The organism is Pantoea phyllosphaerae, from assembly GCF_051025595.1.
Classification (GTDB): domain Bacteria; phylum Pseudomonadota; class Gammaproteobacteria; order Enterobacterales; family Enterobacteriaceae; genus Pantoea.
This window is the reverse complement of record NZ_JBPFDE010000003.1, coordinates 224,543-247,289: the sequence shown is the minus strand read 5'-3', so window position 1 is coordinate 247,289 and position 22,747 is coordinate 224,543. Positions and strand designations below refer to the sequence as shown.

Here is a 22,747-nt window from a genome sequence, read left to right as displayed (position 1 = left end):
GCAGGAGTTGCAATGGCTAAGCGCATTTTGGTTGTGGAAGATGAAGCCCCTATCCGTGAAATGTTGTGCTTTGTTCTGGAACAGAACGACTACCAGCCCATTGAGGCCGAGGATTATGACAGCGCGGTAGGGAAACTGATTGAGCCCTGGCCAGATTTAATTCTGCTGGACTGGATGTTGCCGGGCGGCAGCGGCATTCAGTTTATCAAGCACCTCAAGCGCGAGGCCCTGACGCGCGATATTCCGGTAATGATGCTGACGGCGCGCGGCGAAGAGGAAGATCGGGTGCGCGGTCTGGAAGTGGGCGCGGATGATTACATCACCAAGCCTTTTTCGCCGAAAGAGCTGATGGCGCGCATCAAGGCGGTGATGCGCCGCATTTCGCCGATGGCGGTGGAAGAGGTGATTGAGATGCAGGGTTTGAGCCTGGATCCCTCCTCGCACCGCGTGATGTCGGAATCGACGCCGCTTGAGATGGGCCCGACCGAATATAAGCTGCTGCACTTCTTTATGACGCATCCCGAGCGCGTTTACAGCCGCGAGCAGCTGCTGAACCACGTCTGGGGCACCAATGTTTATGTGGAAGATCGCACCGTTGACGTGCATATCCGCCGCTTACGTAAGGCGCTGGAAGTTTCCGGCCACGATCGCATGGTTCAAACCGTTCGCGGAACGGGGTATCGTTTCTCCGCCCGCTACTAAACGGAGTCTTTACCGTGCTGGAACGACTCTCCTGGAAGAGACTGCTCTCTGAGCTGGCGCTGGCCTGTCTGCCTGCGCTGATTGTCGGATTGATTTTTGGTTATCTCCCCTGGCTGCTGCTGATTAGCGTGCTGGGGATGCTGCTGTGGCACTTCTCTAATCTGATGCGGCTGTCGCACTGGCTGTGGGTCGATCGCACCATGACGCCGCCCACCGGAAAGGCGAGCTGGGAACCGCTGTTTTACGGTCTCTATCAGATGCAGCTGCGCAACCGGCGGCGGCGGCGCGAGCTGGGCAATCTGATCAAGCGCTTTCGCAGCGGCGCCGAGACGCTGCCCGACGCGGTGGTGCTGACCACGGAAGAGGGCGCTATTTTCTGGTGCAACGGCCTGGCGCAGCAGCACCTCGGCCTGCGCTGGCCGGAAGATAACGGCCAGAACATCCTTAACCTGCTGCGCTATCCGGAGTTCTCCCGCTATATTCGCCAGCGCGATTTCAACAAGCCGCTCACCCTCATTTTCAATAACCAGCGCCACATGGAGTTTCGCATCATGCCCTATAGCGAGGGGCAGTGGCTGATGGTGGCGCGCGACGTGACGCAGATGCACCAGCTGGAAGGGGCGCGGCGCAACTTCTTCGCCAACGTCAGCCATGAACTGCGCACGCCGCTGACGGTGCTGCAGGGCTATCTGGAGATGATGAACGACTCGGTGATGAACGAGCGCTCGCGCGGCAAAGCGCTGCAGACCATGCAGGAGCAAACGCGCCGCATGGACAGCCTGGTGCGCCAGCTGCTGACGCTGTCGCGCATTGAGGCGGCGCCAGCCATCGACATGAAAGAGACGGTGGACGTGCCGATGATGCTGCATCTGCTGCAGCGCGAAGCGGAGACGCTGAGCGGCGGCCGTCACCAGATCCACTTCCATACCGATCCGCATCTCAAGGTGCTCGGCGACGACGATCAGCTGCGCAGCGCCCTCTCTAACCTGGTGTACAACGCGGTCAATCATACGCCAGAAGGCACGCGCATCGACATCAGCTGGCTGCGCAGCCGCCAGGGCGCACAGTTCAAGGTCTGCGACAACGGGCCGGGGATTTCAGCTGAGCACCTGCCGCGCCTGACCGAGCGCTTCTACCGCGTGGATAAGGCGCGCTCGCGCGCCACCGGCGGCAGCGGTCTGGGGCTGGCGATCGTCAAGCACGCCCTGAGCCACCATAATGCGCGGCTGGAGATCACCAGCATTCCCGATAAAGAGACCTGTTTTACCTTTACGCTGCCGTCAAGGTTGATCGTCAGCGCAGGATTGCAGGAGAATGCCGTCCATTAACCGTTAATGGAACCTCTTATGCGCGTCTGGCTGCTGTTGCTTTCTCTCTTTTCGCCCGCGCTGACGCTGGCGGCGCCTCAGCCTGAAATGCTCACCGGCAACCTCAGCAGCGTCGGCTCAGACACGCTGGGAACGCTGATGATGCTGTGGAGCGAAGATTTCAGCGCGCGGGCGCCGGGCGTCAATCTACAGGTGCAGGCCTCCGGCTCTTCCACCGCGCCGACGGCGCTGGCGGCGGGTGCCGCGCAGCTCGGCCCGATGAGCCGCCCCATGCAGGCGGAAGAGCGGCAAACCTTTCAGGCGCGCTATGGCTACCCTCCGCTCGCCGTGCCGGTGGCGCTCGACGCGCTGGTGGTGGTGGTTAATCAGCGCAATCCGCTCACGCAGATCGCTATGCGCCAGCTCGACGCCATCTTTTCCGTGACGCGCCTGTGCGGCGCGCCGCAGGTGCCAGCGCGCTGGGGCGATATGGGCGTGCGACAGCCCGACTGGGCGCGGCGACCGATTCAGCGCTACGGACGCAACTCCGCCTCGGGCACCTGGGGCTTCTTTAAGCAGCAGGCGCTGTGCAACGGCGATTTTCGCGCCGACGTGGCGGAGTTTCCCGGCTCGGCCGCCGTGGTGCAGGCGGTCGCCGCCAATCCGCGCAGCATTGGCTACGCCAGCTTCGGTTTTCATCTCAGCGGCGTGAAGATGCTTGCCGTCGCTGACGCGCAGGGCGCGGCGGTAGCGCCGGACGCCGACTCTATCCGCAGCGGCCGCTACCCCTGGGCGCGCCCGCTCTATATCTATGTCAACAAGCCGCCGGGCAAGCCGCTGCCGCCGCTGGTAAACGCCTTTCTTCATCAGGTGCTTTCGCCGCAGGGCCAGCGCCGCGTCAGCGAAGCGGGCTATCTTCCGCTGTCAGCGGCGCAGCGCGAGCAGGCACTGGCAGCGCTAGAGGCGAAGTAAGCGCTAACGTGAATTTTTTTCAACTCCGCTGAAATTTCTTCTGTTGCAGATAAGGCGCGCGCGTGCCACTCTGTCCACAGACGTTTAGCCATCCAGATGGCTATATATAACTTAGCGAAATTATTCCCTGACGTGATTAACGCTCAGGGTGCCAGGAGTGAAGATGACCGCACAGACCGCCCCGTTCCGCGCCGATACCGTCGGCAGCTTCCTGCGTCCCGCCGCCATTAAAAACGCGCGCGAACAGTATGCCGCTGGCCAGATCGACAAAGCCGCGCTGACCCGCATCGAAGACGACGCAATCCGCGATGTCGTCAGCAAGCAGATTGCCAATGGTCTACAGGTGGTGACCGACGGCGAGTTCCGCCGCGCCTGGTGGCACTTCGACTTTTTCGGTGGCCTGGAGGGCGTCGAGCTGTTTGAAGCGGAGCAGGGCATTCAGTTCAACGGCGTCCAGACCAAAGCGCACGGCGTGCGCGTGGTGGGCAAGCTGGGCTTCCGCGATCACCCGATGCTGGAGCATTTTCGCTTCCTGCAGAGCGTCGCGGGCGACGCGGTGCCGAAGATGACCATTCCCAGCCCGAGCGTGCTGCACTTCCGCGGTGGCCGCAAAGTGATCGACGAAACCGTCTATCCCGATCTGGCGGACTACTTCGACGACCTGGCCGAAACCTATAAAACGGCGATCAAAGCCTTTTACGATGCGGGCTGCCGCTATCTGCAGCTGGACGACACCGTCTGGGCCTATCTCTGCTCGGAAGATCAGAAGCGTCAAATCCGCGAGCGCGGCGACGATCCCGAGCAGCTGGCGCAGACCTACGCCCGCGTGCTCAACAAGGCGCTGGAGGGCAAGCCCGCCGATCTTACCGTCGGCCTGCACGTCTGCCGCGGCAACTTCCGCTCGACCTGGATCTCTGAAGGCGGCTACGAGCCGGTGGCGGAGATTCTGTTTGGCGGCGTGAACATCGACGCTTTCTTCCTGGAGTATGACAACGAGCGCTCCGGCGGCTTCGAGCCTCTGCGCTTTATCAGGCCAGGCCACCAGAAAGTGGTGCTGGGCCTGGTGACCACCAAAAACGGCGAGCTGGAAGATCCGGCGCAGGTGAAGGCGCGTCTGCAGGAGGCGGCGAAATTCGTCAGCCTGGACCAGATTTGCCTCAGCCCGCAGTGCGGCTTCGCCTCGACAGAAGAGGGCAACAGCCTGAGCGAAGAGCAGCAGTGGGCGAAGATTCGCCTGGTGGTCGATATCGCCGGACAGGTGTGGTAAGGCTGTAAACTTGTGCAAACAGGCGCGTAAAACGCGCCTTTTGTGCATCATGCCGCACACTTACGCTGAAATTTCTTACGCGATGCAGAAAAAATAAGCACATCATCTGATGCCCTGCGGAGATATATCCGAGATATTCACTGCTTTTTGGCTGTTTTCCGTCATAACCTTCTGGTTTTCCGATCCCGTATTGCCTTTCTCCGCTATAAACGTTCTACTTACGGCCGTTGTCGTAGTATCCCACTTGTGAACAGAACAAAAGCAGCTTAATTCACCTGCGCGACACGATTAAGGCAAGCACAATGCGCTGGCATCGTGCGCTACGTCGTTGTCAACGCGCGGTCTGGGGACAACATAAACCCAACTTCCACCGCAACACTCGTAACAGGCAATACAGTTGTATGACACATCGTTTAACCTCGAAGGATATCCTCGCGCTGGGCTTTATGACGTTTGCCCTGTTTGTCGGCGCGGGTAACATTATTTTCCCGCCGATGGTCGGTATTCAGTCTGGTGAACATGTCTGGACCGCCGCCGTTGGCTTCTTGATCACCGCCGTCGGCCTGCCGGTAATGACCGTAATCGCGCTGGCACGCGTTGGCGGCGGCGTCGACGCGCTCAGCACCCCTATCGGCAAGGGCGCCGGCCTGCTGCTGGCCACCGTCTGCTATCTGGCGGTCGGCCCGCTGTTCGCCACGCCGCGCACCGCGACCGTATCGTTCGAGATGGGCATCGCACCGCTGACCGGCGACGGCGCGCTGCCGCTGTTTATCTACAGCCTGATCTATTTCGTGCTGGTGATTGGCGTGTCGCTCTATCCCGGCAAGCTGCTGGACACCGTGGGCCATTTCCTCGCGCCGCTGAAAATCGTCGCGCTGACGGTGCTCGGCGTCGCCGCGCTGATCTGGCCAGCAGGCACCATCGCGCCTGCAACGGAAGATTATCAGCGCGCCGCCTTCTCCAGCGGCTTCGTTAATGGCTATCTGACGATGGATACGCTTGGCGCGCTGGTGTTCGGTATCGTTATCGTCAATGCGGCGCGCTCGCGCGGCGTGGAGAGCGCCAGCCTGCTGACGCGCTATACCGTAATGGCGGGTCTGATTGCAGGCGTCGGCCTGACGCTGGTTTACCTCAGCCTGTTCAAACTTGGCAACGGCAGCGGCGCGCTGGTGGCGCAGAGCGCAAACGGCGCGGCGATCCTGCATGCCTACGTGCAGCAGACCTTCGGCGGCATGGGCAGCTTCTTCCTGGCGGCGCTGATTTTCGTCGCCTGCATGGTGACGGCGGTCGGTCTGACCTGCGCCTGTGCGGAATTTTTTGCGCAATACCTGCCGTTGTCGTATAAAGCACTGGTCTTTATCCTGGGTCTGTTTTCAATGGTGGTGTCGAACCTTGGCCTGAGCCATCTGATTCAGATTTCAATTCCGGTGCTGACGGCGATCTATCCGCCGTGCATCGTGCTGATTGTGCTGAGTTTCACCCTGAACTGGTGGAACAAGAGCAGCCGTCTGGTTGCGCCGACCATGCTGGTCAGCCTGATTTTCGGCATTGTCGACGGGGTGAAAACCACCAGCTTCAAGGATATGCTGCCGGCGTTCAGCCAGCAGCTGCCGCTGGCGGACCAGGGACTCGCCTGGCTGCCGCCCGCGCTGGTGATGCTGCTGATCGCGGCGGTTGTGGATCGCGTTAAAGGACGCGAGCAGGTTACGGCGCACTCGTAACCGCCGCTGCTGTTTTCTCTGACCACGGGCTTGCCCGTGGTTAGTTTAGTGACAGAGTGCTGACGCGGGAGAAATGGCCCGATCGCAAAGACGCAACATGGCATCCATGCCAGCTCGGCCCGCACGTTACGCACCTCATCCTTGAGGTGCGCCCGTAAACGGGCCAACGCGCCGCGTTGTTCAAAAACGCTCCCGGCGTTTTTGTCCATGGCGCGGGACGCTTTGCTCTTCGGGCCATCTCACCCGCTTGCGGGCTTTGGCTGCAATGTAACCACGGGCTTGCCCGTGGTTTTTCTTTTACAGGTACAGGTTGTTATGCAAGAAACCAACAAGCTCAAACGCGGACTGAGCACGCGCCATATCCGTTTTATGGCGCTGGGATCGGCGATTGGCACCGGACTGTTTTACGGGTCGGCGGATGCCATCAAGATGGCGGGGCCGAGCGTGCTGCTCGCCTATATTATCGGCGGCGCGGTGGCCTATATCATTATGCGCGCGCTCGGCGAGATGTCGGTGAATAACCCGCAGGCCAGCTCCTTTTCGCGCTATGCGCAGGATTATCTTGGGCCGCTGGCGGGCTATATCACCGGCTGGACCTACTGCTTTGAAATCCTGATCGTCGCCATCGCCGACGTGACCGCCTTCGGCATCTATATGGGCGTCTGGTTTCCTGAGGTGCCGCACTGGATATGGGTGCTGAGCGTGGTGCTGATTATCGGCGCCGTTAACCTGATGAGCGTGAAGGTGTTCGGCGAAGTCGAATTCTGGTTCTCTTTCTTTAAGGTCGCTACCATCGTGGTGATGATCGTCGCCGGTTTCGCGATGATTTTCTGGGGCATCGGCAACGGCGGCCAGCCGACCGGCATTCATAACCTGTGGAGCAACGGCGGCTTCTTCGCCCACGGCATCGTCGGCATGCTGCTGTCGCTGCAGATGGTGATGTTCGCCTACGGCGGCATCGAGATTATCGGCATTACCGCTGGCGAAGCCAAAGATCCGGCGCAGTCAATTCCGCGCGCCATCAACTCGGTGCCGATGCGCATTCTGGTGTTTTACGTCGGCACGCTGTTCGTGATTATGTCGATCTACCCCTGGAATCAGGTTGGCACCAACGGCTCGCCTTTCGTGCTGACCTTCCAGCATCTCGGCATTGCGGCGGCGGCCTCTATCCTGAATTTCGTGGTGCTGACGGCGTCGCTGTCGGCGATCAACAGCGACGTGTTTGGCGTCGGACGTATGCTGCACGGCATGGCGCAGCAGGGCCACGCGCCGAAGATGTTTATGAAGGTTTCCGCGCGCGGTATTCCCTGGGTGACGGTGGTGGTGATGATGGCGGCGATGCTGATTGCGGTCTATCTCAACTATCTGATGCCGGAGAAAGTCTTCCTGGTCATCGCCTCGCTGGCCACCTTCGCCACCGTGTGGGTGTGGATTATGATCCTGCTGTCGCAGATCGCTTTCCGCCGCAAGATTGGCAAAGAGGCGGCGAGCAAACTGCAGTTCGCGGTGCCGGGCGGCATCTGGACCTCGCTGTTCGGCGTGCTGTTCCTGGGCTTTATTATCGCGCTGATCGGCTACTTCCCGGATACGCGGATTTCGCTCTATGTGGGCCTGGTGTGGATTGTGCTGCTGCTGGCGGGCTATAAGCTGGTGCGTAAGCCTTAAATCGTCATAAGACGAAAACGGCCCGCGCAGGAGATTGCGCGGGCCGTTTTGCTTTATGGCCGGGGGCAAAGCCGCTACCAGCGGCTGCCCAGCGCGATCTCCACGCCCTGCGGGCTCAGATGGCTATCGTCGTAGTAGAGCGGCAGACCCTGCCAGGTCACCAGACAGCCGCTGCGGTTGCATAAATTCTCCTGTAACGACACCACGCGCACGTCGCGCTGTTCGTAGCTGCGCAGCAGTCGCGTGACGTCCGCTTCCGGCAGCGAGTAGAGCCGGGTGCGGGCGTTCTGCGTCGGCAGCGGTTTCCAGTCGCTCAGCCACTGGCTCAGCTCGCGGCGCAGCGGCATGTTGCGGTTGTTGCTGTAGCGCAGGGGATCCAGCGACAGCAGCGGTGCATCCTCGATCAAGACCACCTTTTTTCCCGCCTGGCGCAGCTGGGCGATAACCCCGTCCATGCCCTGTTTCAGCGCGCTGAGGTTGTCTCTGTCGGGATGATGAATGTCGCGATAGCCTGCGCCGGGCAGCGTTTCGATTCCGGCCGCCCAGGAGGCGGCGATGATCACCTCGTCGATGCGCGGGCTGACCAGCTCTTTCATCACTGCGGCGTTAAACGCCTCGCACTGGCTGGCATGCGCTGGCTGCTGGTAGAGCGCACGCGTGACGCCCGCCGCCAGCAGCGGGCAGGTGGCTTTCGTTAGCTGAAAGAGCGGCTTGTCCTGCGACTCGGCGTAGCGCGCTACGGCGCTGCGCATCGCCGCCGCATGGCTGTCGCCGACCAGGGCGATACCGGGGCGCGACGTCTTCGGCTGGCAGTGCTGGCTGGCTGAAGGCAGCCCTGCGCCGTTATCGGCCAGGCAGGGATCGGCCTGCGCCTCGATTTTGTAGGCTTCGCTGCTGAGCACCTTATCATTGACGCGCCACGGCAGGCCGCCGCTGCTCCACAGGCCCACCATTGCGGCGGCGGCAACAGCTGAGATCAGGCAATAGGTGGGGATCACCGCGCGCGGCGCTCTGGCCGGTCGGCGGAACGGCTGCTCAACGTAGCGCCACGACAGCCAGGCGACGCCGAGCGCTATCGCGCTGATGCTCAGTCCCTGGTTGACGCTGACCGGGCCGTCGCTGCAGATGCGCGCCAGCGCCAGCAGCGGCCAGTGCCACAGGTACCAGGAGTAAGAGATTTTGCCGATAAAGCGCATCGGCGCGTTTTCCAGCGCCAGGCGACTGACTGCGCTGCGCGCCGCGATCAGCAGGCAGGCCGCCAGCACCGGCAGCAGCGCCTGGCCGCCGGGAAATCCCTCGCCGTTGTTGAGCCGGAGTGCGCAGGAGGCGATCAGCGCCAGTCCGGCCAGCGTGAAGAGGTTGGCCCACAGGCCGCCGATCGGCCGCGGTCTCCACAGCGCCAGCAGCACGCCCGCGCCCAGCTCCCAGCCGCGCGTCGGCAGCAGATAGAAGGCCTGCGAGCTGTTTTGCGGCGTCAGCCAGATGCAGCCCGCCAGCGACAGCAGGCTCAGCAGCGCCACCACCGTGAATAATAAGAGGCGCTTTCTGGCGGCCAGCAGCATAATAACCGGCAGCACAAGATAGAACTGCTCTTCAATGCCGAGTGACCAGGTGATCAGCAGCGGGTTTAAATCTGCCGGTGCGCTGAAATAATCTGCGCCTTTTAGCAGAATAATATTGGGCACCGAAAGAAAGACGCCAACGCTGTATTTCGCCAGCTGGCTATATTCCAGCGGCGACAGCAGGAAATAGCCGATAAACAGCAGCCCGAATAGCATGGTCAACAGCGCAGGCGCAATGCGGCGAATACGACGCACGGCAAAGCGATAGAGCGAGAAGTGGCCGGCAGTGTAGTCGCGGTAGAGCGTGCCGCCGATAAGAAAGCCTGAAATAACAAAGAAGAGATCGGCGCCGACGTAGCCGCCAGGCAGGGCGCTGACGCCCGCGTGAAACAGCACAACCAGCAGGATCGCCACGGCGCGCAGGCCATCGATATCCGCGCGATAATCCTGCGATGAGATCGTTTTCATTATCGGATTCCCCGAGTAGCGACAAGGGTATTTAATACCGCCGATGTCGTTGGCGTCGTCCATAAAGAAATCGGCGAATCCCGTCGCCGAATTAAGCAAAAGAAAAAATAAAAAATAATGATAAAGGGATGATTGACGCCTTTATGTTAAGTCAAAACAGGGCCGGAAAATCATGTCGGCGCGAATATAGAAAAGTTCGCAGCGGCGCTAAAAAAACAGTGCAGGAGCGGTTAAGGATAAAAGGGCGATTGATTAGGCAGGCTTAAGCCAGCGAAAGAAGGGAAGGTGCAGAAGCAATGCGCATGGCCCAGGGGGCAAGCACGCTGCGCGCAGGCCCGTTAGCGGGACGGGCGCGCAGGAGAAGGGGGGATTTTGCGACCGCGCCATCCCAACCGCGTTACAGGCTGTTGCGCCGCCTGTAAAAAGGCAAGCTGACTCAGGTAGCTTTCATCGCGTCAGGGCCGAGCAGCGCGGTAATTTGCGCATAGATAGCCGGGTTGGCCAGCAGCACCGGATTGCCGTTTCTCAGGCCGTCGTTGGCGAGATAGTCGTTGGTAATGCCGCCCGCTTCGCGCATCAGCACGATGCCCGGCAGGCTGTCCCAGGGGTTCATATGCGCTTCGTAATAGCCGATCAGACGGCCCGCCGCCGCCCAGGCGGTGGTGAGCGCGCCGGAACCGATGCGAACGAACATGCCGCCCTCGGCAAGCAGACCCTGAATGAATGCGGCGGTCTGTTCCGCTGGCGCGCGGCTGGAGTTGCTTAATCCCAGCACGCCCTCGCTGAGATGCTGCGCGCCGTGCGCCTGCAGGCGCGTTTCATTGACCCAGGCGCCGCGGCCCGCGCGGGCGTGAAACAGCTCCTGATGGTTCGGGTCGCAAATCACGCCGATCAGCGCTTCGCCGTCGCACAAGACGGCCAGTGACACGCACCAGTTATGCAGGCCGTTAAGGAAGCAGGCGGTGCCGTCGATGGGATCCACCACCCACGCCCAGCGCGCGCCCTCGACCTCGCCGCCGCTCTCTTCCCCCAGCACCGCATCGTCCGGGAAGCGTTCGGCAATCAGGGTCTTAATCAGCTCTTCGACGTTGCGGTCCGCCTCGCTGACCACATCCTGTAAATCCCGCTTGTGTTCAACCACCAGCTGCTGGCGCTGCTGATACCAGGCATAGGCGCGGCTGGCCGCCGCACGGGCGATGTCACAGGCATAGTGGTAACGCGCGTCTGTTTCGGTTTGCGAAGCGGATGACATCCTTTCCCTCTTATGATTTGTCACGCGGCTGAATCGATCATTCGCCGGAAATAGCGTGCAGGGTGCACGCGATTGTTAAGCAGGCTTTCATTAAGCCGCAAATGCAGAGGTGTGGCAAGTCGGGAAAAGATCAGAGCGTTTTGCTGCGCGCCAGCGCCATCAGCCGCGGATAGAAGCGGAAAAAGAGCATTTCCAGCTGGTCGTAATGATCGGTGAAATCCTGATAGGAGTCGCGCAGCGCGGCAAGACGCGGCCGCCGCTGGGCCATGCCGCTGAGGACGCGTGCCATGCGCGCCGGATCGGCGTAGTGCTCGAACCAGCGTTCGCGCCACATCACCGAGTTGAGCGCCTGAAAGCTCTCCGGCGTGCCCGCCATCTGCGGCACCACGCGCTGTTCAGCAAAGCGCGAGAAGGCCGCCAGCGTGACCTCCGGATGGAGGGTTGTCCAGTGGCGGGCGAGAAAGTGATCCCACACTACGTCAAGCGTAATGGGCGCGACGCGGCGCGTTTCCGGACGAAACAGCGGGCGCGCCTCCTGCACTTCCGGCAGGGCGTCGGTCATCGCATCAAGACGGCGGTGCATCAGAATGCCGTCGGCTACCGGCATCGGCCACTGTTCGTGCGGGTTTCCGCGCACGAAATCCGCCAGCAGGTTGCCGAGCAGCGAGCTGTCGGCGAGATGAGCAAGGTGAAGATGGGCAAGAAAGTTCATGCCGCATTATAGCCAGAAGTGCGAACGTGCAGCCAGTTGTTCAGAATTGGCCGCTTTTCCGCTAAACTGTGCCGCTTGTTTTTATGCCTGAGTAAGAAGTTAGCCATGCGTGTCGCCGATTTTACTTTTGAGTTGCCTGAATCTCTTATCGCCCACTATCCGCAGGCGCAGCGCAGCGGTTGTCGCCTGCTGTCGCTGGACGGTCCGAGCGGGCAGCTGACGCACGGGGTCTTTACCGACGTGCTGGAGAAGCTGAATCCCGGCGATCTGCTGGTGTTCAACAATACGCGGGTGATCCCGGCGCGCGTTTACGGCCGGAAGGCGAGCGGCGGCAAAATCGAAATGCTGGTGGAGCGCATGCTGGACGAGAAGCGCGTGCTGGCGCACGTGCGCGCCTCTAAGGCGCCGAAGCCGGGGGCAGAGCTGCTGCTGGGCGACGACGAGAGCGTGAAGGCGACCATGGTGGCGCGTCACGACGCCCTGTTTGAGATTGCCTTCGAAGACGATCGCGCGGTGCTGGATATTCTCAACAGCGTCGGCCATATGCCGCTGCCGCCCTATATCGATCGTCCCGACGAAGAGGCGGATCGCGAGCTTTATCAGACCGTCTACAGCGCGCGTCCCGGCGCCGTGGCGGCACCGACCGCGGGACTGCACTTCGACGAGCCGCTGCTGGCGGCGCTGCGAGAAAAGGGCGTGGAGATGGCGTTCGTGACGCTGCACGTCGGGGCGGGCACCTTTCAGCCTGTGCGCGTCGACAGTATCGAAGAGCACGTTATGCACTCCGAATATGCCGAAGTGCCGCAGGAGGTGGTCGACGCGGTGCTGGCGTGCAAAGCGCGCGGCAATAAGGTGGTGGCCGTCGGCACCACCTCGGTGCGCTCGCTGGAGAGCGCGGCGCAGGCGAGCCAGGAGGCGCTGATTGCGCCCTTCTTCGACGACACCCAGATCTTTATCTATCCCGGCTACTCGTATCAGGTGATCGACGCGCTGATCACCAATTTCCACCTGCCGGAATCGACCCTGATTATGCTGGTGTCGGCCTTTGCCGGCTATCAGCACACCATGGCGGCCTATCAGGCCGCGGTGGCTGAACAATATCGCTTCTTCAGCTATGGCGACGCGATGTTCATTACGAAAAATCCGCAGGCACCGCACGAGAAAGTCGGTGCCTGATGACGTCCGGTTTACGGCGCCGCCGTAAACTGCTTGTTTAACCATCGCATCAGACTGTTTCTCTGATGGAGGCTTTGTGAAGTTTGAACTCGACACTACCGACGGGCGCGCGCGCCGTGGCCGTCTGATTTTCGATCGCGGCGTGGTGGAAACCCCGGCGTTTATGCCGGTAGGCACCTACGGCACGGTTAAGGGCATGACGCCGGAAGAGGTACAGGAAACCGGCGCGCAGATTATTCTCGGCAACACCTTCCATCTCTGGCTGCGTCCTGGTCAGGAGATCATGAAGCTGCACGGCGATCTGCACGACTTTATGCAGTGGAAGGGGCCGATTCTCACCGATTCCGGCGGCTTCCAGGTGTTCAGCCTTGGCGATATCCGCAAGATCACCGAAGCGGGCGTCCACTTCCGCAATCCGATCAACGGCGATCCGATCTTCCTCGATCCGGAAAAATCGATGGAGATCCAGTTCGATCTGGGATCGGACATCGTGATGATCTTCGACGAATGTACGCCATACCCGGCGGACTGGGACTACGCGAAGCGCTCGATGGAGATGTCGCTGCGCTGGGCGCGACGCAGCCGCGATCGCTTCGACAGCCTGGGCAACAAGAACGCGCTGTTCGGCATTATCCAGGGCTCTGTTTACGAAGATTTACGTGATGTCTCCGTCAAAGGTCTGGTAGAGATTGGCTTTGATGGGTACGCTGTGGGCGGCCTGGCGGTGGGTGAGCCGAAAGAGGACATGCATCGCATCCTGGAGCACGTTTGTCCGCAGATCCCGCAGGACAAACCTCGTTACCTGATGGGCGTCGGCAAGCCGGAAGATCTGGTGGAAGGCGTGCGTCGCGGCATTGATATGTTCGACTGCGTAATGCCGACGCGCAACGCGCGTAACGGCCATCTGTTCGTCACCGACGGCGTGGTGAAAATCCGTAACGCGAAGCATAAAGACGATACCTCGCCGCTGGATGCGGAGTGTGATTGCTACACCTGTCGCAATTACAGCCGCGCCTACTTGCATCATCTTGATCGCTGTAACGAAATACTCGGCGCGCGCCTGAATACCATTCATAACCTGCGCTACTACCAGCGCCTGATGGCGGGTTTACGCCAGGCTATCGAAGAGGGTAAATTGGAGCGCTTTGTTAGCGAGTTCTACCAACGGACGGGCAAAGCGGTTCCGCCGTTAAACGTCTGATAATTCTATCAATGAGGGAAATTAAATGAGCTTTTTCATTTCTGACGCCGTGGCTGCCGCAGGTGCACCGTCGCAGGGAAGTCCGTATTCTCTGGTGATCATGCTGGTGGTGTTTGGTCTGATTTTTTACTTCATGATCCTGCGTCCGCAGCAGAAGCGTGCGAAAGAGCACAAAAAGCTGATGGATTCCATCGCTAAGGGCGACGAAGTGCTGACCAGCGGTGGCCTGGTAGGCCGCGTAACGAAAGTTTCTGAAACGGGCTATGTCACTATCGCCCTGAACGAGACGAATGAAGTGGTTATCAAACGTGATTTCGTGGCTGCCGTCCTGCCGAAAGGTACGATGAAGGCGCTCTAATATTTACTTCCCTAAGGGAACTGCCGTGTTAAATCGTTATCCTTTGTGGAAGTACGTGATGCTGGTCGTCGTCATTCTTGTCGGCCTGCTCTATGCGCTTCCCAACCTGTATGGTGAGGATCCGGCCGTTCAGATCACTGGCGCGCGCGGCGTCGCCGCCAGTGAACAAACGTTGGATCAGATTCAGAACCTGTTAAAACAAGAGAATATCCAGAGCAAATCTCTCGCGCTGGAAAACGGTGCTATTCTGGCGCGCTTCCCCAATACGGATGTGCAGTTGCGCGCCCGTGAAGCGATTGTGAATAAGCTTGGCGAGAACTACGTCGTTGCGCTCAACCTCGCGCCGGCTACCCCGCGCTGGCTGAGCATGCTGGCGGCTGAACCGATGAAGCTCGGTCTGGATCTGCGCGGCGGCGTGCACTTCCTGATGGAAGTGGATATGGATACCGCGCTGAGCAAGCTGCAGGAGCAGAATGCCGACAGCCTGCGCAGCGACCTGCGTGAAAAGAATATCCCCTATACCAACGTCAATAAAATCGCCAACTACGGCGTGGAAATCCGTTTCCGCGACGGCGACAGCCGTGACGCCGCAATTAACTGGCTGAGCGGACGCCATCGCGACATGGTCATCTCCTCCAGCGGTAGCGACGCGCTGCGCGCGGTCATGAGCGATGCGCGCCTCAGCGAAGCGCGCGAATACGCCGTGCAGCAGAACATCACTATCCTGCGTAACCGCGTTAACCAGCTTGGCGTCGCCGAACCGCTGGTGCAGCGTCAGGGTACCGATCGCATCGTGGTTGAGCTGCCGGGCATTCAGGATACCGCGCGCGCTAAAGAGATCCTCGGTGCCACCGCGACCCTGGAGTTCCGTCTGGTGAACACCACTGTCGATCCGACCGCCGCCGCTAACGGCCGCGTGCCGGGCGACTCGGAAGTGAAGCAGACGCGCGAAGGTCAGCCAGTTGTGCTCTACAAGCGCGTGATCCTGACCGGTGACCATATTACCGACTCGACCTCCAGCATGGACGAGTATAACCAGCCGCAGGTCAACATCTCCCTGGACGGCGCGGGCGGCAATATCATGTCTAACTTCACCAAGGACAATATCGGCAAGCCGATGGCGACTCTCTTTGTGGAGTACAAAGACAGCGGTAAGAAAGACGCTAACGGTCGCGCGGTACTGGTGAAACAGGAAGAGGTGATTAACGTCGCCAATATCCAGTCTCGCCTCGGCAACAGCTTCCGTATCACCGGCATCAGCAACCCGAACGAAGCGCGCCAGCTCTCGCTGCTGCTGCGTGCGGGCGCGCTGATTGCGCCGATTCAGATCGTGGAAGAGCGTACTATCGGCCCGACCATGGGTGCACAGAACATTACCCAGGGGCTTGAAGCCTGCCTGTGGGGTCTGATCGCCTCGATTCTGTTTATGGTGGTGTTCTATAAAAAGTTCGGCCTGATTGCGACCAGCGCGCTGCTGTGCAACCTGGTGCTGATTGTCGGCATCATGTCGCTGCTGCCGGGCGCCACGCTCACCATGCCGGGTATCGCCGGTATCGTGCTGACGCTGGCGGTGGCGGTGGATGCGAACGTACTGATTAACGAGCGTATTAAGGAAGAGTTGAGAAACGGCCGTTCCGTGCAGCAGGCGATTCATGAAGGCTATAAAGGCGCCTTCTCCAGTATCGTCGATGCTAACGTAACGACGCTGATCAAGGTCATCATCCTGTATGCCGTTGGTACAGGTTCAATTAAAGGCTTTGCGATTACCACCGCTATTGGTATCGCCACCTCGATGTTTACCGCGATCGTTGGAACGCGCGCCATCGTGAACCTGGTGTACGGCGGCAAGCGCATCAACAAGCTGTCTATCTGAGGAGTGCGTTGTGGCACAGGAATACAATATTGAACAGCTGAACCACGGACGTAAAGTTGTCGACTTTATGCGCTGGGACACGCTGGCGTTTATTATCTCCGCCCTGCTGATCGTGGCGTCTGTCGCCATCATCTCCGTGCGAGGTTTCAACTGGGGGCTCGATTTTACCGGTGGTACGGTGATCGAGATCGCGCTGGAGAAACCTGCAGAGCTGGATACGCTGCGTGACGGGCTGGAAAAAGCGGGTTATGCCGATCCTATCGTGCAGAACTTTGGCAGCAGCCGCGACGTGATGGTGCGCATGGCGCCTATGGACGGTCCGGCTGGCCAGGAGCTGGGCAACAAGATCATTACTATCGTCAATCAGACCACCCAGCAGAACGCGACGGTGAAGCGCATTGAGTTCGTTGGCCCGAGCGTGGGCAGCGACCTGGCGCAGGCCGGTGCAATGGCGTTGCTGTCGGCGCTGATTGCCATTCTGATCTATATCGGCTTTCGCTTTGAGTGGCGCCTGGCGCTCGGCACCGTGCTGGCGCTGGCGCACGACGTGATCATCACCTGCGGCATTCTCTCGCTGGCGCATATCGAAATCGATCTGACCATCGTCGCTTCGCTGATGTCGGTGATTGGCTACTCGCTCAACGATAAAATCGTGGTATCCGACCGTATTCGTGAGAACTTCCGCAAGATCCGCCGCGGCACGCCTTACGACATCACCAACGTGTCGCTGACCCAGACGCTGAGCCGTACCCTGATCACCTCGCTGACGACGCTGGCGATGATCCTGATCCTGTTTATCTTCGGCGGTGCACTGCTGAAAGGCTTCTCGCTGACGATGCTGATCGGCGTCACCATCGGCACTATCTCGTCGATTTATACCTCTTCCGCGCTGGCGCTGAAGCTGGGTATGAAGCGCGAACATATGCTGGTGCAGAAGGTAGAAAAAGAGGGCGCGGACCAGCCCTCAATCTTGCCGTAACGCGTAAGCGTAATAAAAAACGGGCTGCCATCTGGCAGCCCGTTTTGTTTGGGCGCTTCTGTTATTGCGTAACAGGCGCAGCAGGGGCGTCGCCTACAACGTCATGCACGCGCACGAAGCCAAGCTGGTCCGGCGTCAGGCCGCTCAGGCGCAGCGGCACGATGACAGAGGCGCGCGGCAGCAGCGCGTCAGGCACCGCGATCGTCTGGCTCAGGCTGGTGGCGTCAAGCGGTTTGCCCGTCGCCGGATCGCGTTCGCCCCACACCACGCGCGCGCGCAGCGCCGGAACAGGCTGGCCGTCGGTGGCGCTGATGGTCAGGTTAGCGCGCGTGCCGTTGGCTTCCGCCGCGACGCGCGTCAGCGAGAGGCGCAGCTTGCCAAGCTGGGTTTGCAGCTCGACCGGCGTATTAGCCTGTGGCACCAGCCAGGCGCCCTGGGCCGAGTTGCTGTTAAGCTGCCCCTGGATTTCGATGGCGCTTGCCTGAGTGGTCAGGTGGCGCATCTGCTGATTCAGCTGGCTCACTTCCTGATGCAGCTGGTTCACTTTGGGACTGACGGGCGTCGAGCTACAGCCGCTTAACAGCGCCATCGCGCACGCCAAAGGCGCCCAAACCATCCTGTTCATAAAGCCTTCCTTGTCCGTTATTTAGGAATACGTAACACCTGGCCCGGATAGATTTTGTCGGGGTGGGTCAGCATCGGCTTGTTGGCTTCGAAAATCTTGTTATATTCGTTAGGGTTACCGTAAACCGCTTTCGAAATCGCGCTCAGCGTGTCGCCTTTTTTCACGGTATAGAACTCCGCTTCTGGCGCGCTGTCGGCGGTTTTGACCTGGTCGTCGACTTTGGTAATGCCCGCGACGTTGCCGGCGGCCACCAGAATTTTCTCTTTCAGCTCCTGAGAAATGCCATCGCCGCTCACCGTGACGGTATCGCCGTTAACCGCTACGTTTACTTTGTCGCTGTCAGGTAGGCCCAGCTTGTCGATGTGCTCTTTCAGCTTTTTGCTGGCATCATCATGGCCGGATACCGCATCCCACAGTTTTTCGCCTGCCTCTTTCACAAAGTTAAACAAACCCATATATATCCTCCAGATGGTCATGGTGTGGGCCGTCTTTCTGACGACATCAGTAAGCATAGACACTTTCTCGCGACGTCTCCTGCCGAATGGCAAAAGAGGAAAGACACGCTTATACATTTTGTTGACATGCCATTCGCGCTACACTGTAGGGCCCATTTGTTAAGCGTCAGGAAAGGTCATGCACTGCCCATTTTGCTCTGCTGTGGACACAAAAGTCATTGATTCACGTCTGGTTAGTGAAGGATCGTCCGTGCGACGACGTCGTCAGTGTCTGGTGTGCCATGAGCGCTTTACCACCTTTGAAGTGGCGGAGCTGGTGATGCCGCGGGTAGTGAAAAGCAATGACGTGCGCGAACCCTTTAATGAAGACAAGCTCAGCAGCGGCATGATGAAGGCGCTGGAGAAGCGCCCGGTCAGCGCCGATGCGGTGGAAAGTGCGGTAAACCATATCAAAACCCAGCTGCGCGCCACCGGCGAGCGAGAGATCCCCAGCAAGCTGATCGGCAATCTGGTGATGGACGAGCTGAAAAAGCTCGATAAGGTCGCCTATATTCGCTTCGCCTCGGTCTACCGCAGTTTTGAAGATATTCGCGATTTCGGTGCGGAGATCGCCAGGTTACAGGATTGATTATGGATGAACGCTATATGGCGCGCGCGCTGGAGCTGGCGCGGCGCGGACGCTTTACCACGACGCCCAATCCTGACGTGGGCTGCGTTATCGTACGCGACGGCGAGATCGTCGGCGAAGGCTGGCATCAGCGCGCCGGCGAGCCGCACGCTGAGGTGCACGCGCTGCGCATGGCGGGCGACAGGGCGCGCGGCGCCACCGCCTACGTCACGCTTGAGCCGTGCAGCCACCATGGCCGCACGCCGCCGTGCTGCGACGCGCTGATCGCCGCCGGCGTTAGCCGCGTGGTCGCGGCGATGCAGGATCCTAATCCGCAGGTTGCCGGGCGCGGTCTCTATCGCCTGCAGCAGGCGGGCATTGAGGTCAGCCACGGGCTGATGATGGCGGAAGCGGAAGCGCTCAATCGCGGCTTTCTGAAGCGCATGCGCACCGGATTTCCGTATGTTCAGCTCAAGCTCGGCGCCTCCCTGGATGGCCGCACCGCGATGGCGAGCGGCGAGAGCCAGTGGATTACCTCAGCCGCCGCGCGTCGCGACGTGCAGCGCCTGCGGGCGCAGAGCTCGGCGATCCTCAGCAGCAGCGCCACCGTCCTGGCGGACGATCCGTCGCTGACGGTGCGCTGGGCAGAGCTCGATAGCGCGTCGCAGTCGCTGCTGAAGGAAGCTGAGCTGCGTCAGCCGCTGCGCGTCATTATTGACAGCCGCAATCGGGTGACGCCGCAGCACAAACTGATTAGCCAGCCGGGCGAAACCTGGCTGATGCGCGCCGCGCCGGACCAGCAGGCCTGGCCGGAGAGCGTGACGCAGATCGCCGTGCCGCCGCGTGGCGAACAGCTCGACCTGGTGGCGCTGATGATGCTGCTGGGCAAACGGCAGGTGAACAGCCTGTGGGTCGAAGCGGGCGCGTCGCTGGCCGGTGCGCTGCTGCAGACAGGCGTGGTGGATGAGCTGATCGTCTATATGGCGCCAAGGCTGCTCGGCGACGCCGCGCGCGGCCTGTGCCAGCTGCCCGGCTTAGCGCAGCTGGCCGATGCGCCAGCCTTTTCATTTCGCGACGTGCGCCAGGTCGGCCCCGATCTGCGCCTGACGCTGACGCCGCGCTGACCGCGGCGGAAAAGCGAGAGCACGCCGCCAAAGAGTGTGATAGAATCCGCCCCCCTGCGGGGCCATAACAAAACCCTGAAAGGATAAGTATGAAAGTTATCGAAGCTGCTGTTGCCACGCCTGAGGCCAATGTCGCCATCGTTATTGCGCGTTTTAACAACTTCATCAACGACAGCCTGCTGGACGGCGCGATCGATGCCCTGAAGCGTATCGGTCAGGTGAAAGATGAAAATATCACCGTCGTCTGGGTGCCAGGCGCATACGAACTGCCGCTGGCGGCTCGCGCGCTGGCGAACAGCGGCAAGCACGACGCTATCGTGGCGCTGGGCACCGTGATTCGCGGCGGCACCGCCCACTTTGAATATGTCGCCGGCGAAGCCAGTTCCGGCATCGCTAACGTCGCGATGACCAGCGAAATCCCGGTGACTTTCGGCGTGTTGACCACGGAAAATATCGAGCAGGCTATTGAGCGTGCCGGTACCAAAGCGGGTAACAAAGGCGCCGAAGCGGCCCTGACCGCACTCGAAATGATTAACGTATTGAAAGCCATCAAAGCCTGATTTTTGTAAGGGGAATTTTGTGAAACCTGCTGCTCGTCGCCGCGCCCGCGAGTGCGCTGTCCAGGCGCTCTACTCCTGGCAGTTGTCTAAAAACGACATTGCCGATGTGGAATACCAGTTTCTGGCGGAACAGGACGTCAAAGACGTCGACATTACCTATTTCCGCGAACTGCTGTCCGGTGTGGCGACCAACAGCGCGTATCTGGATGGGCTGATGAAACCTTACCTGTCGCGCCAGCTGGAAGAGCTGGGCCAGGTAGAAAAAGCAATCCTGCGTATTTCGCTGTATGAACTGAGCAAGCGCGATGATGTGCCGTATAAAGTGGCAATCAACGAAGGTATCGAGCTGGCGAAAGTGTTTGGCGCTGAAGAGAGCCACAAGTTCGTCAACGGCGTGCTGGATAAAGCTGCACCACAAATCAGACCCAATCGCAAATAAAGAAAAGGCCAGCTTGCTGGCCTTTTTTCATCAGTAAGCGGAACGCAACCATGTCCTGTGGCGAATTCGAACTCATCGCACGCTATTTCAATCGCAGAACCCGCAGCCGCCGCGACGTTGAGACCGGCATCGGCGACGACTGCGCGCTGATGAGCGTGCCGGAGAAACAGACGCTGGCGATCAGCACCGATACGCTGGTGGCGGGCGTCCACTTTTTACGTGATATTCATCCTGCCGATCTCGGCTATAAAGCGCTGGCGGTTAACCTCAGCGATCTGGCGGCCATGGGGGCCGATCCGGCGTGGCTGACGCTGGCGCTGACGCTGCCGGAGGTCGATGAGGAATGGCTGAAAGCCTTTAGCGAAAGCCTGTTCGAGCTGCTGGAGTATTACGATATGCAGCTGGTGGGTGGCGATACCACGCGCGGCCCGCTGAGCATGACGCTCGGTATTCACGGGCTGGTGCCGCAGGGCCGCGCGCTGAAGCGCTCGGGCGCAAAGCCAGGCGACTGGATCTACGTGACCGGCACCCTGGGCGACAGCGCGGCGGGCCTGTCGCTGCTGCAGCATCATCACCGTATCCAGGATCCGGCGGTGCATGAGGCGCTGATTAAGCGCCACCTGCGCCCAATGCCGCGCATCCTGCAGGGCCAGGCGCTGCGTTCGCTCGCCTCGGCGGCGATCGATCTCTCCGACGGACTGATTTCCGATATCGGCCATATTCTCAAGGCCAGCGGCTGCGGCGCGCGGTTGAATCTGGAGGCGCTGCCGCTGTCGCCTGCGCTGCGCGACCATTTTGCGCCTGAGCAGGTGCTGCGCTGGGCGCTGAGCGGCGGCGAAGATTACGAGCTCTGCTTTACCGTGCCGGAGATAAACCGTGGCGCGCTTGACGTAGCGCTGGGCCACCTCGGTGTGCCCTTTACCAGCATTGGGCAGCTGGTGCCAGAAGCGGAAGGGCTCACGCTGCTGGAGCACGATAAACCGGTGACCTTCAGCCATAAGGGATTTGATCATTTTGACGCGAAATAAGGATGTGGCGAAGGGCCGCTTGCGCATGAGCAATCCCTGGCATCTGCTCGCCACCGGTTTCGGCAGCGGGTTGAGTCCTTATGTGCCAGGTACGATGGGGTCACTGGCGGCGATCCCGTTCTGGTGGCTAATGGCGCGGCTGCCGCAGGATCTCTATTCGCTGATCGTGCTGTTGGGCATTAGCATCGGCGTTTATATTTGCCACCGCACCGCCAAAGATATGGGCGTGCACGATCACGGCAGCATCGTCTGGGATGAGTTTATCGGCATGTGGATTACGCTGATGGCGATTCCAGTGAACAGCTGGCAGTGGGTGCTGGCCGGGTTTGTGGTGTTCCGCATTTTCGATATGTGGAAGCCCTGGCCGATCCGCTGGTTCGATCGCAACGTGCACGGCGGCATGGGGATTATGGTGGACGATATTATCGCCGGCGTGATCTCGGCGGCGCTGCTCTATAGCGCAGGCGTGTGGCTGGCGGCCTGATTTTTGCTGGCGCGTGCTGAAACCTCTTTCAGCGCGCACGCTATTCCTACAAGCGGGCGGCATGGGCAGAAGAGCAAAGCGTCCCGCGGCAAGGACAAAAACGCCGGGAGCGTTTTTGAACAACGCAACGCGTTGGCCCGTTTACGGGCGCACCTCAGGGATGAGGTGCGTATTCGCGCGGGCCGAGCGTGCAGGGATGCCTTGAGCGAC

General features: G+C 60.3%; 22 protein-coding genes. 17 read left to right on the top strand and 5 right to left on the bottom strand.

All coding sequences use genetic code 11. From position 1 onward, the window contains the following. The first annotated feature begins 12 nt into the window (after positions 1-12). From phoB to proY, 6 genes are all read left to right on the top strand, one after another. A complete protein-coding gene (phoB, locus tag ACR6A7_RS06610; RefSeq protein WP_033788773.1) occupies positions 13-702 on the top strand; it encodes a phosphate response regulator transcription factor PhoB in 690 nt (229 codons plus the stop codon). A gap of 14 nt (positions 703-716) precedes the next feature. Further along, positions 717-2,030: a phosphate regulon sensor histidine kinase PhoR gene (phoR, locus tag ACR6A7_RS06605; RefSeq protein ID WP_434124047.1), complete on the top strand. Its 1,314-nt coding sequence runs from the start codon at positions 717-719 to the stop codon at positions 2,028-2,030. Between the two features lie 18 nt (positions 2,031-2,048). Further along, complete coding sequence (locus tag ACR6A7_RS06600; RefSeq protein WP_434124046.1) at positions 2,049-2,981, top strand: PstS family phosphate ABC transporter substrate-binding protein; 933 nt, start codon at positions 2,049-2,051, stop codon at positions 2,979-2,981. Between the two features lie 163 nt (positions 2,982-3,144). Then, positions 3,145-4,248: a cobalamin-independent methionine synthase II family protein gene (locus tag ACR6A7_RS06595; protein WP_434124044.1), complete on the top strand. Its 1,104-nt coding sequence runs from the start codon at positions 3,145-3,147 to the stop codon at positions 4,246-4,248. 401 nt (positions 4,249-4,649) lie between these two features. Then, the gene (brnQ, locus tag ACR6A7_RS06590) at positions 4,650-5,969 is read left to right on the top strand and encodes a branched-chain amino acid transporter carrier protein BrnQ (RefSeq protein ID WP_434124043.1); all 1,320 of its coding nucleotides are present in this window, start codon (positions 4,650-4,652) and stop codon (positions 5,967-5,969) included. A gap of 315 nt (positions 5,970-6,284) precedes the next feature. Beyond that, on the top strand, positions 6,285-7,634 hold the full coding sequence (gene proY, locus ACR6A7_RS06585; RefSeq protein ID WP_434124041.1) for a proline-specific permease ProY: 1,350 nt from the start codon (positions 6,285-6,287) through the stop codon (positions 7,632-7,634). Positions 7,635-7,708: 74 nt separating this feature from the next. On the opposite strand, the gene ACR6A7_RS06580 is transcribed toward proY, so the two are convergent. The 3 genes from ACR6A7_RS06580 to ACR6A7_RS06570 all read right to left on the bottom strand — a co-directional run bounded on the left by ACR6A7_RS06580 (position 7,709) and on the right by ACR6A7_RS06570 (position 11,628). Next, entirely contained in the window at positions 7,709-9,664 is a 1,956-nt protein-coding gene (locus tag ACR6A7_RS06580) for an acyltransferase family protein (RefSeq protein WP_434124040.1), read from the bottom strand. Between the two features lie 436 nt (positions 9,665-10,100). Continuing rightward, positions 10,101-10,916: an inositol monophosphatase family protein gene (locus ACR6A7_RS06575; protein WP_434124039.1), complete on the bottom strand. Its 816-nt coding sequence runs from the start codon at positions 10,914-10,916 to the stop codon at positions 10,101-10,103. 130 nt (positions 10,917-11,046) lie between these two features. Next, positions 11,047-11,628: an ACP phosphodiesterase gene (locus ACR6A7_RS06570; RefSeq protein ID WP_434124038.1), complete on the bottom strand. Its 582-nt coding sequence runs from the start codon at positions 11,626-11,628 to the stop codon at positions 11,047-11,049. 105 nt (positions 11,629-11,733) lie between these two features. On the opposite strand from ACR6A7_RS06570, the gene queA reads away from it, so the two are divergent. The 5 genes from queA (at position 11,734) to secF (ending at position 17,215) form a co-directional block, all read left to right on the top strand. After that, the gene (gene queA, locus ACR6A7_RS06565) at positions 11,734-12,804 is read left to right on the top strand and encodes a tRNA preQ1(34) S-adenosylmethionine ribosyltransferase-isomerase QueA (RefSeq protein WP_434124037.1); all 1,071 of its coding nucleotides are present in this window, start codon (positions 11,734-11,736) and stop codon (positions 12,802-12,804) included. A 76-nt stretch (positions 12,805-12,880) separates the two neighbouring features. Continuing rightward, entirely contained in the window at positions 12,881-14,005 is a 1,125-nt protein-coding gene (gene tgt / locus ACR6A7_RS06560) for a tRNA guanosine(34) transglycosylase Tgt (protein ID WP_033752742.1), read from the top strand. Positions 14,006-14,030: 25 nt separating this feature from the next. Then, positions 14,031-14,363 (top strand): preprotein translocase subunit YajC, encoded by a 333-nt coding sequence (yajC, locus tag ACR6A7_RS06555; protein WP_434124036.1) that lies wholly within the window; start codon positions 14,031-14,033, stop codon positions 14,361-14,363. 25 nt (positions 14,364-14,388) lie between these two features. Then, the gene (gene secD, locus ACR6A7_RS06550) at positions 14,389-16,236 is read left to right on the top strand and encodes a protein translocase subunit SecD (protein WP_434124035.1); all 1,848 of its coding nucleotides are present in this window, start codon (positions 14,389-14,391) and stop codon (positions 16,234-16,236) included. A 10-nt stretch (positions 16,237-16,246) separates the two neighbouring features. Beyond that, positions 16,247-17,215 carry a protein translocase subunit SecF gene (gene secF / locus ACR6A7_RS06545; RefSeq protein ID WP_434124034.1) on the top strand — a complete coding sequence of 323 codons (969 nt, stop codon included), beginning with the start codon at positions 16,247-16,249 and terminating at the stop codon, positions 17,213-17,215. A gap of 61 nt (positions 17,216-17,276) precedes the next feature. Here the strand turns inward: secF and ACR6A7_RS06540 are convergent, their stop codons facing one another. Next, complete coding sequence (locus tag ACR6A7_RS06540; protein ID WP_434124033.1) at positions 17,277-17,840, bottom strand: SadB/YajI family lipoprotein; 564 nt, start codon at positions 17,838-17,840, stop codon at positions 17,277-17,279. 17 nt (positions 17,841-17,857) lie between these two features. Beyond that, positions 17,858-18,295 (bottom strand): peptidoglycan-binding protein LysM, encoded by a 438-nt coding sequence (gene lysM, locus ACR6A7_RS06535; RefSeq protein ID WP_316555265.1) that lies wholly within the window; start codon positions 18,293-18,295, stop codon positions 17,858-17,860. Positions 18,296-18,473: 178 nt separating this feature from the next. Here lysM and nrdR point away from each other — a divergent pair, with 178 nt between their 5' ends. From nrdR to pgpA, 6 genes are all read left to right on the top strand, one after another. Then, complete coding sequence (nrdR, locus tag ACR6A7_RS06530; RefSeq protein WP_033788790.1) at positions 18,474-18,923, top strand: transcriptional regulator NrdR; 450 nt, start codon at positions 18,474-18,476, stop codon at positions 18,921-18,923. 2 nt (positions 18,924-18,925) lie between these two features. Beyond that, entirely contained in the window at positions 18,926-20,026 is a 1,101-nt protein-coding gene (gene ribD, locus ACR6A7_RS06525) for a bifunctional diaminohydroxyphosphoribosylaminopyrimidine deaminase/5-amino-6-(5-phosphoribosylamino)uracil reductase RibD (RefSeq protein ID WP_434124031.1), read from the top strand. Positions 20,027-20,115: 89 nt separating this feature from the next. Continuing rightward, positions 20,116-20,586, top strand: coding sequence for a 6,7-dimethyl-8-ribityllumazine synthase (gene ribH, locus ACR6A7_RS06520; protein WP_103795113.1), 471 nt, complete (start codon positions 20,116-20,118; stop codon positions 20,584-20,586). A 19-nt stretch (positions 20,587-20,605) separates the two neighbouring features. Further along, the gene (gene nusB, locus ACR6A7_RS06515) at positions 20,606-21,025 is read left to right on the top strand and encodes a transcription antitermination factor NusB (protein ID WP_434124029.1); all 420 of its coding nucleotides are present in this window, start codon (positions 20,606-20,608) and stop codon (positions 21,023-21,025) included. A 50-nt stretch (positions 21,026-21,075) separates the two neighbouring features. Further along, on the top strand, positions 21,076-22,053 hold the full coding sequence (gene thiL, locus ACR6A7_RS06510) for a thiamine-phosphate kinase (RefSeq protein WP_434124027.1): 978 nt from the start codon (positions 21,076-21,078) through the stop codon (positions 22,051-22,053). A gap of 25 nt (positions 22,054-22,078) precedes the next feature. Next, entirely contained in the window at positions 22,079-22,537 is a 459-nt protein-coding gene (pgpA, locus tag ACR6A7_RS06505; protein WP_434124131.1) for a phosphatidylglycerophosphatase A, read from the top strand. Positions 22,538-22,747: the final 210 nt, after the last annotated feature.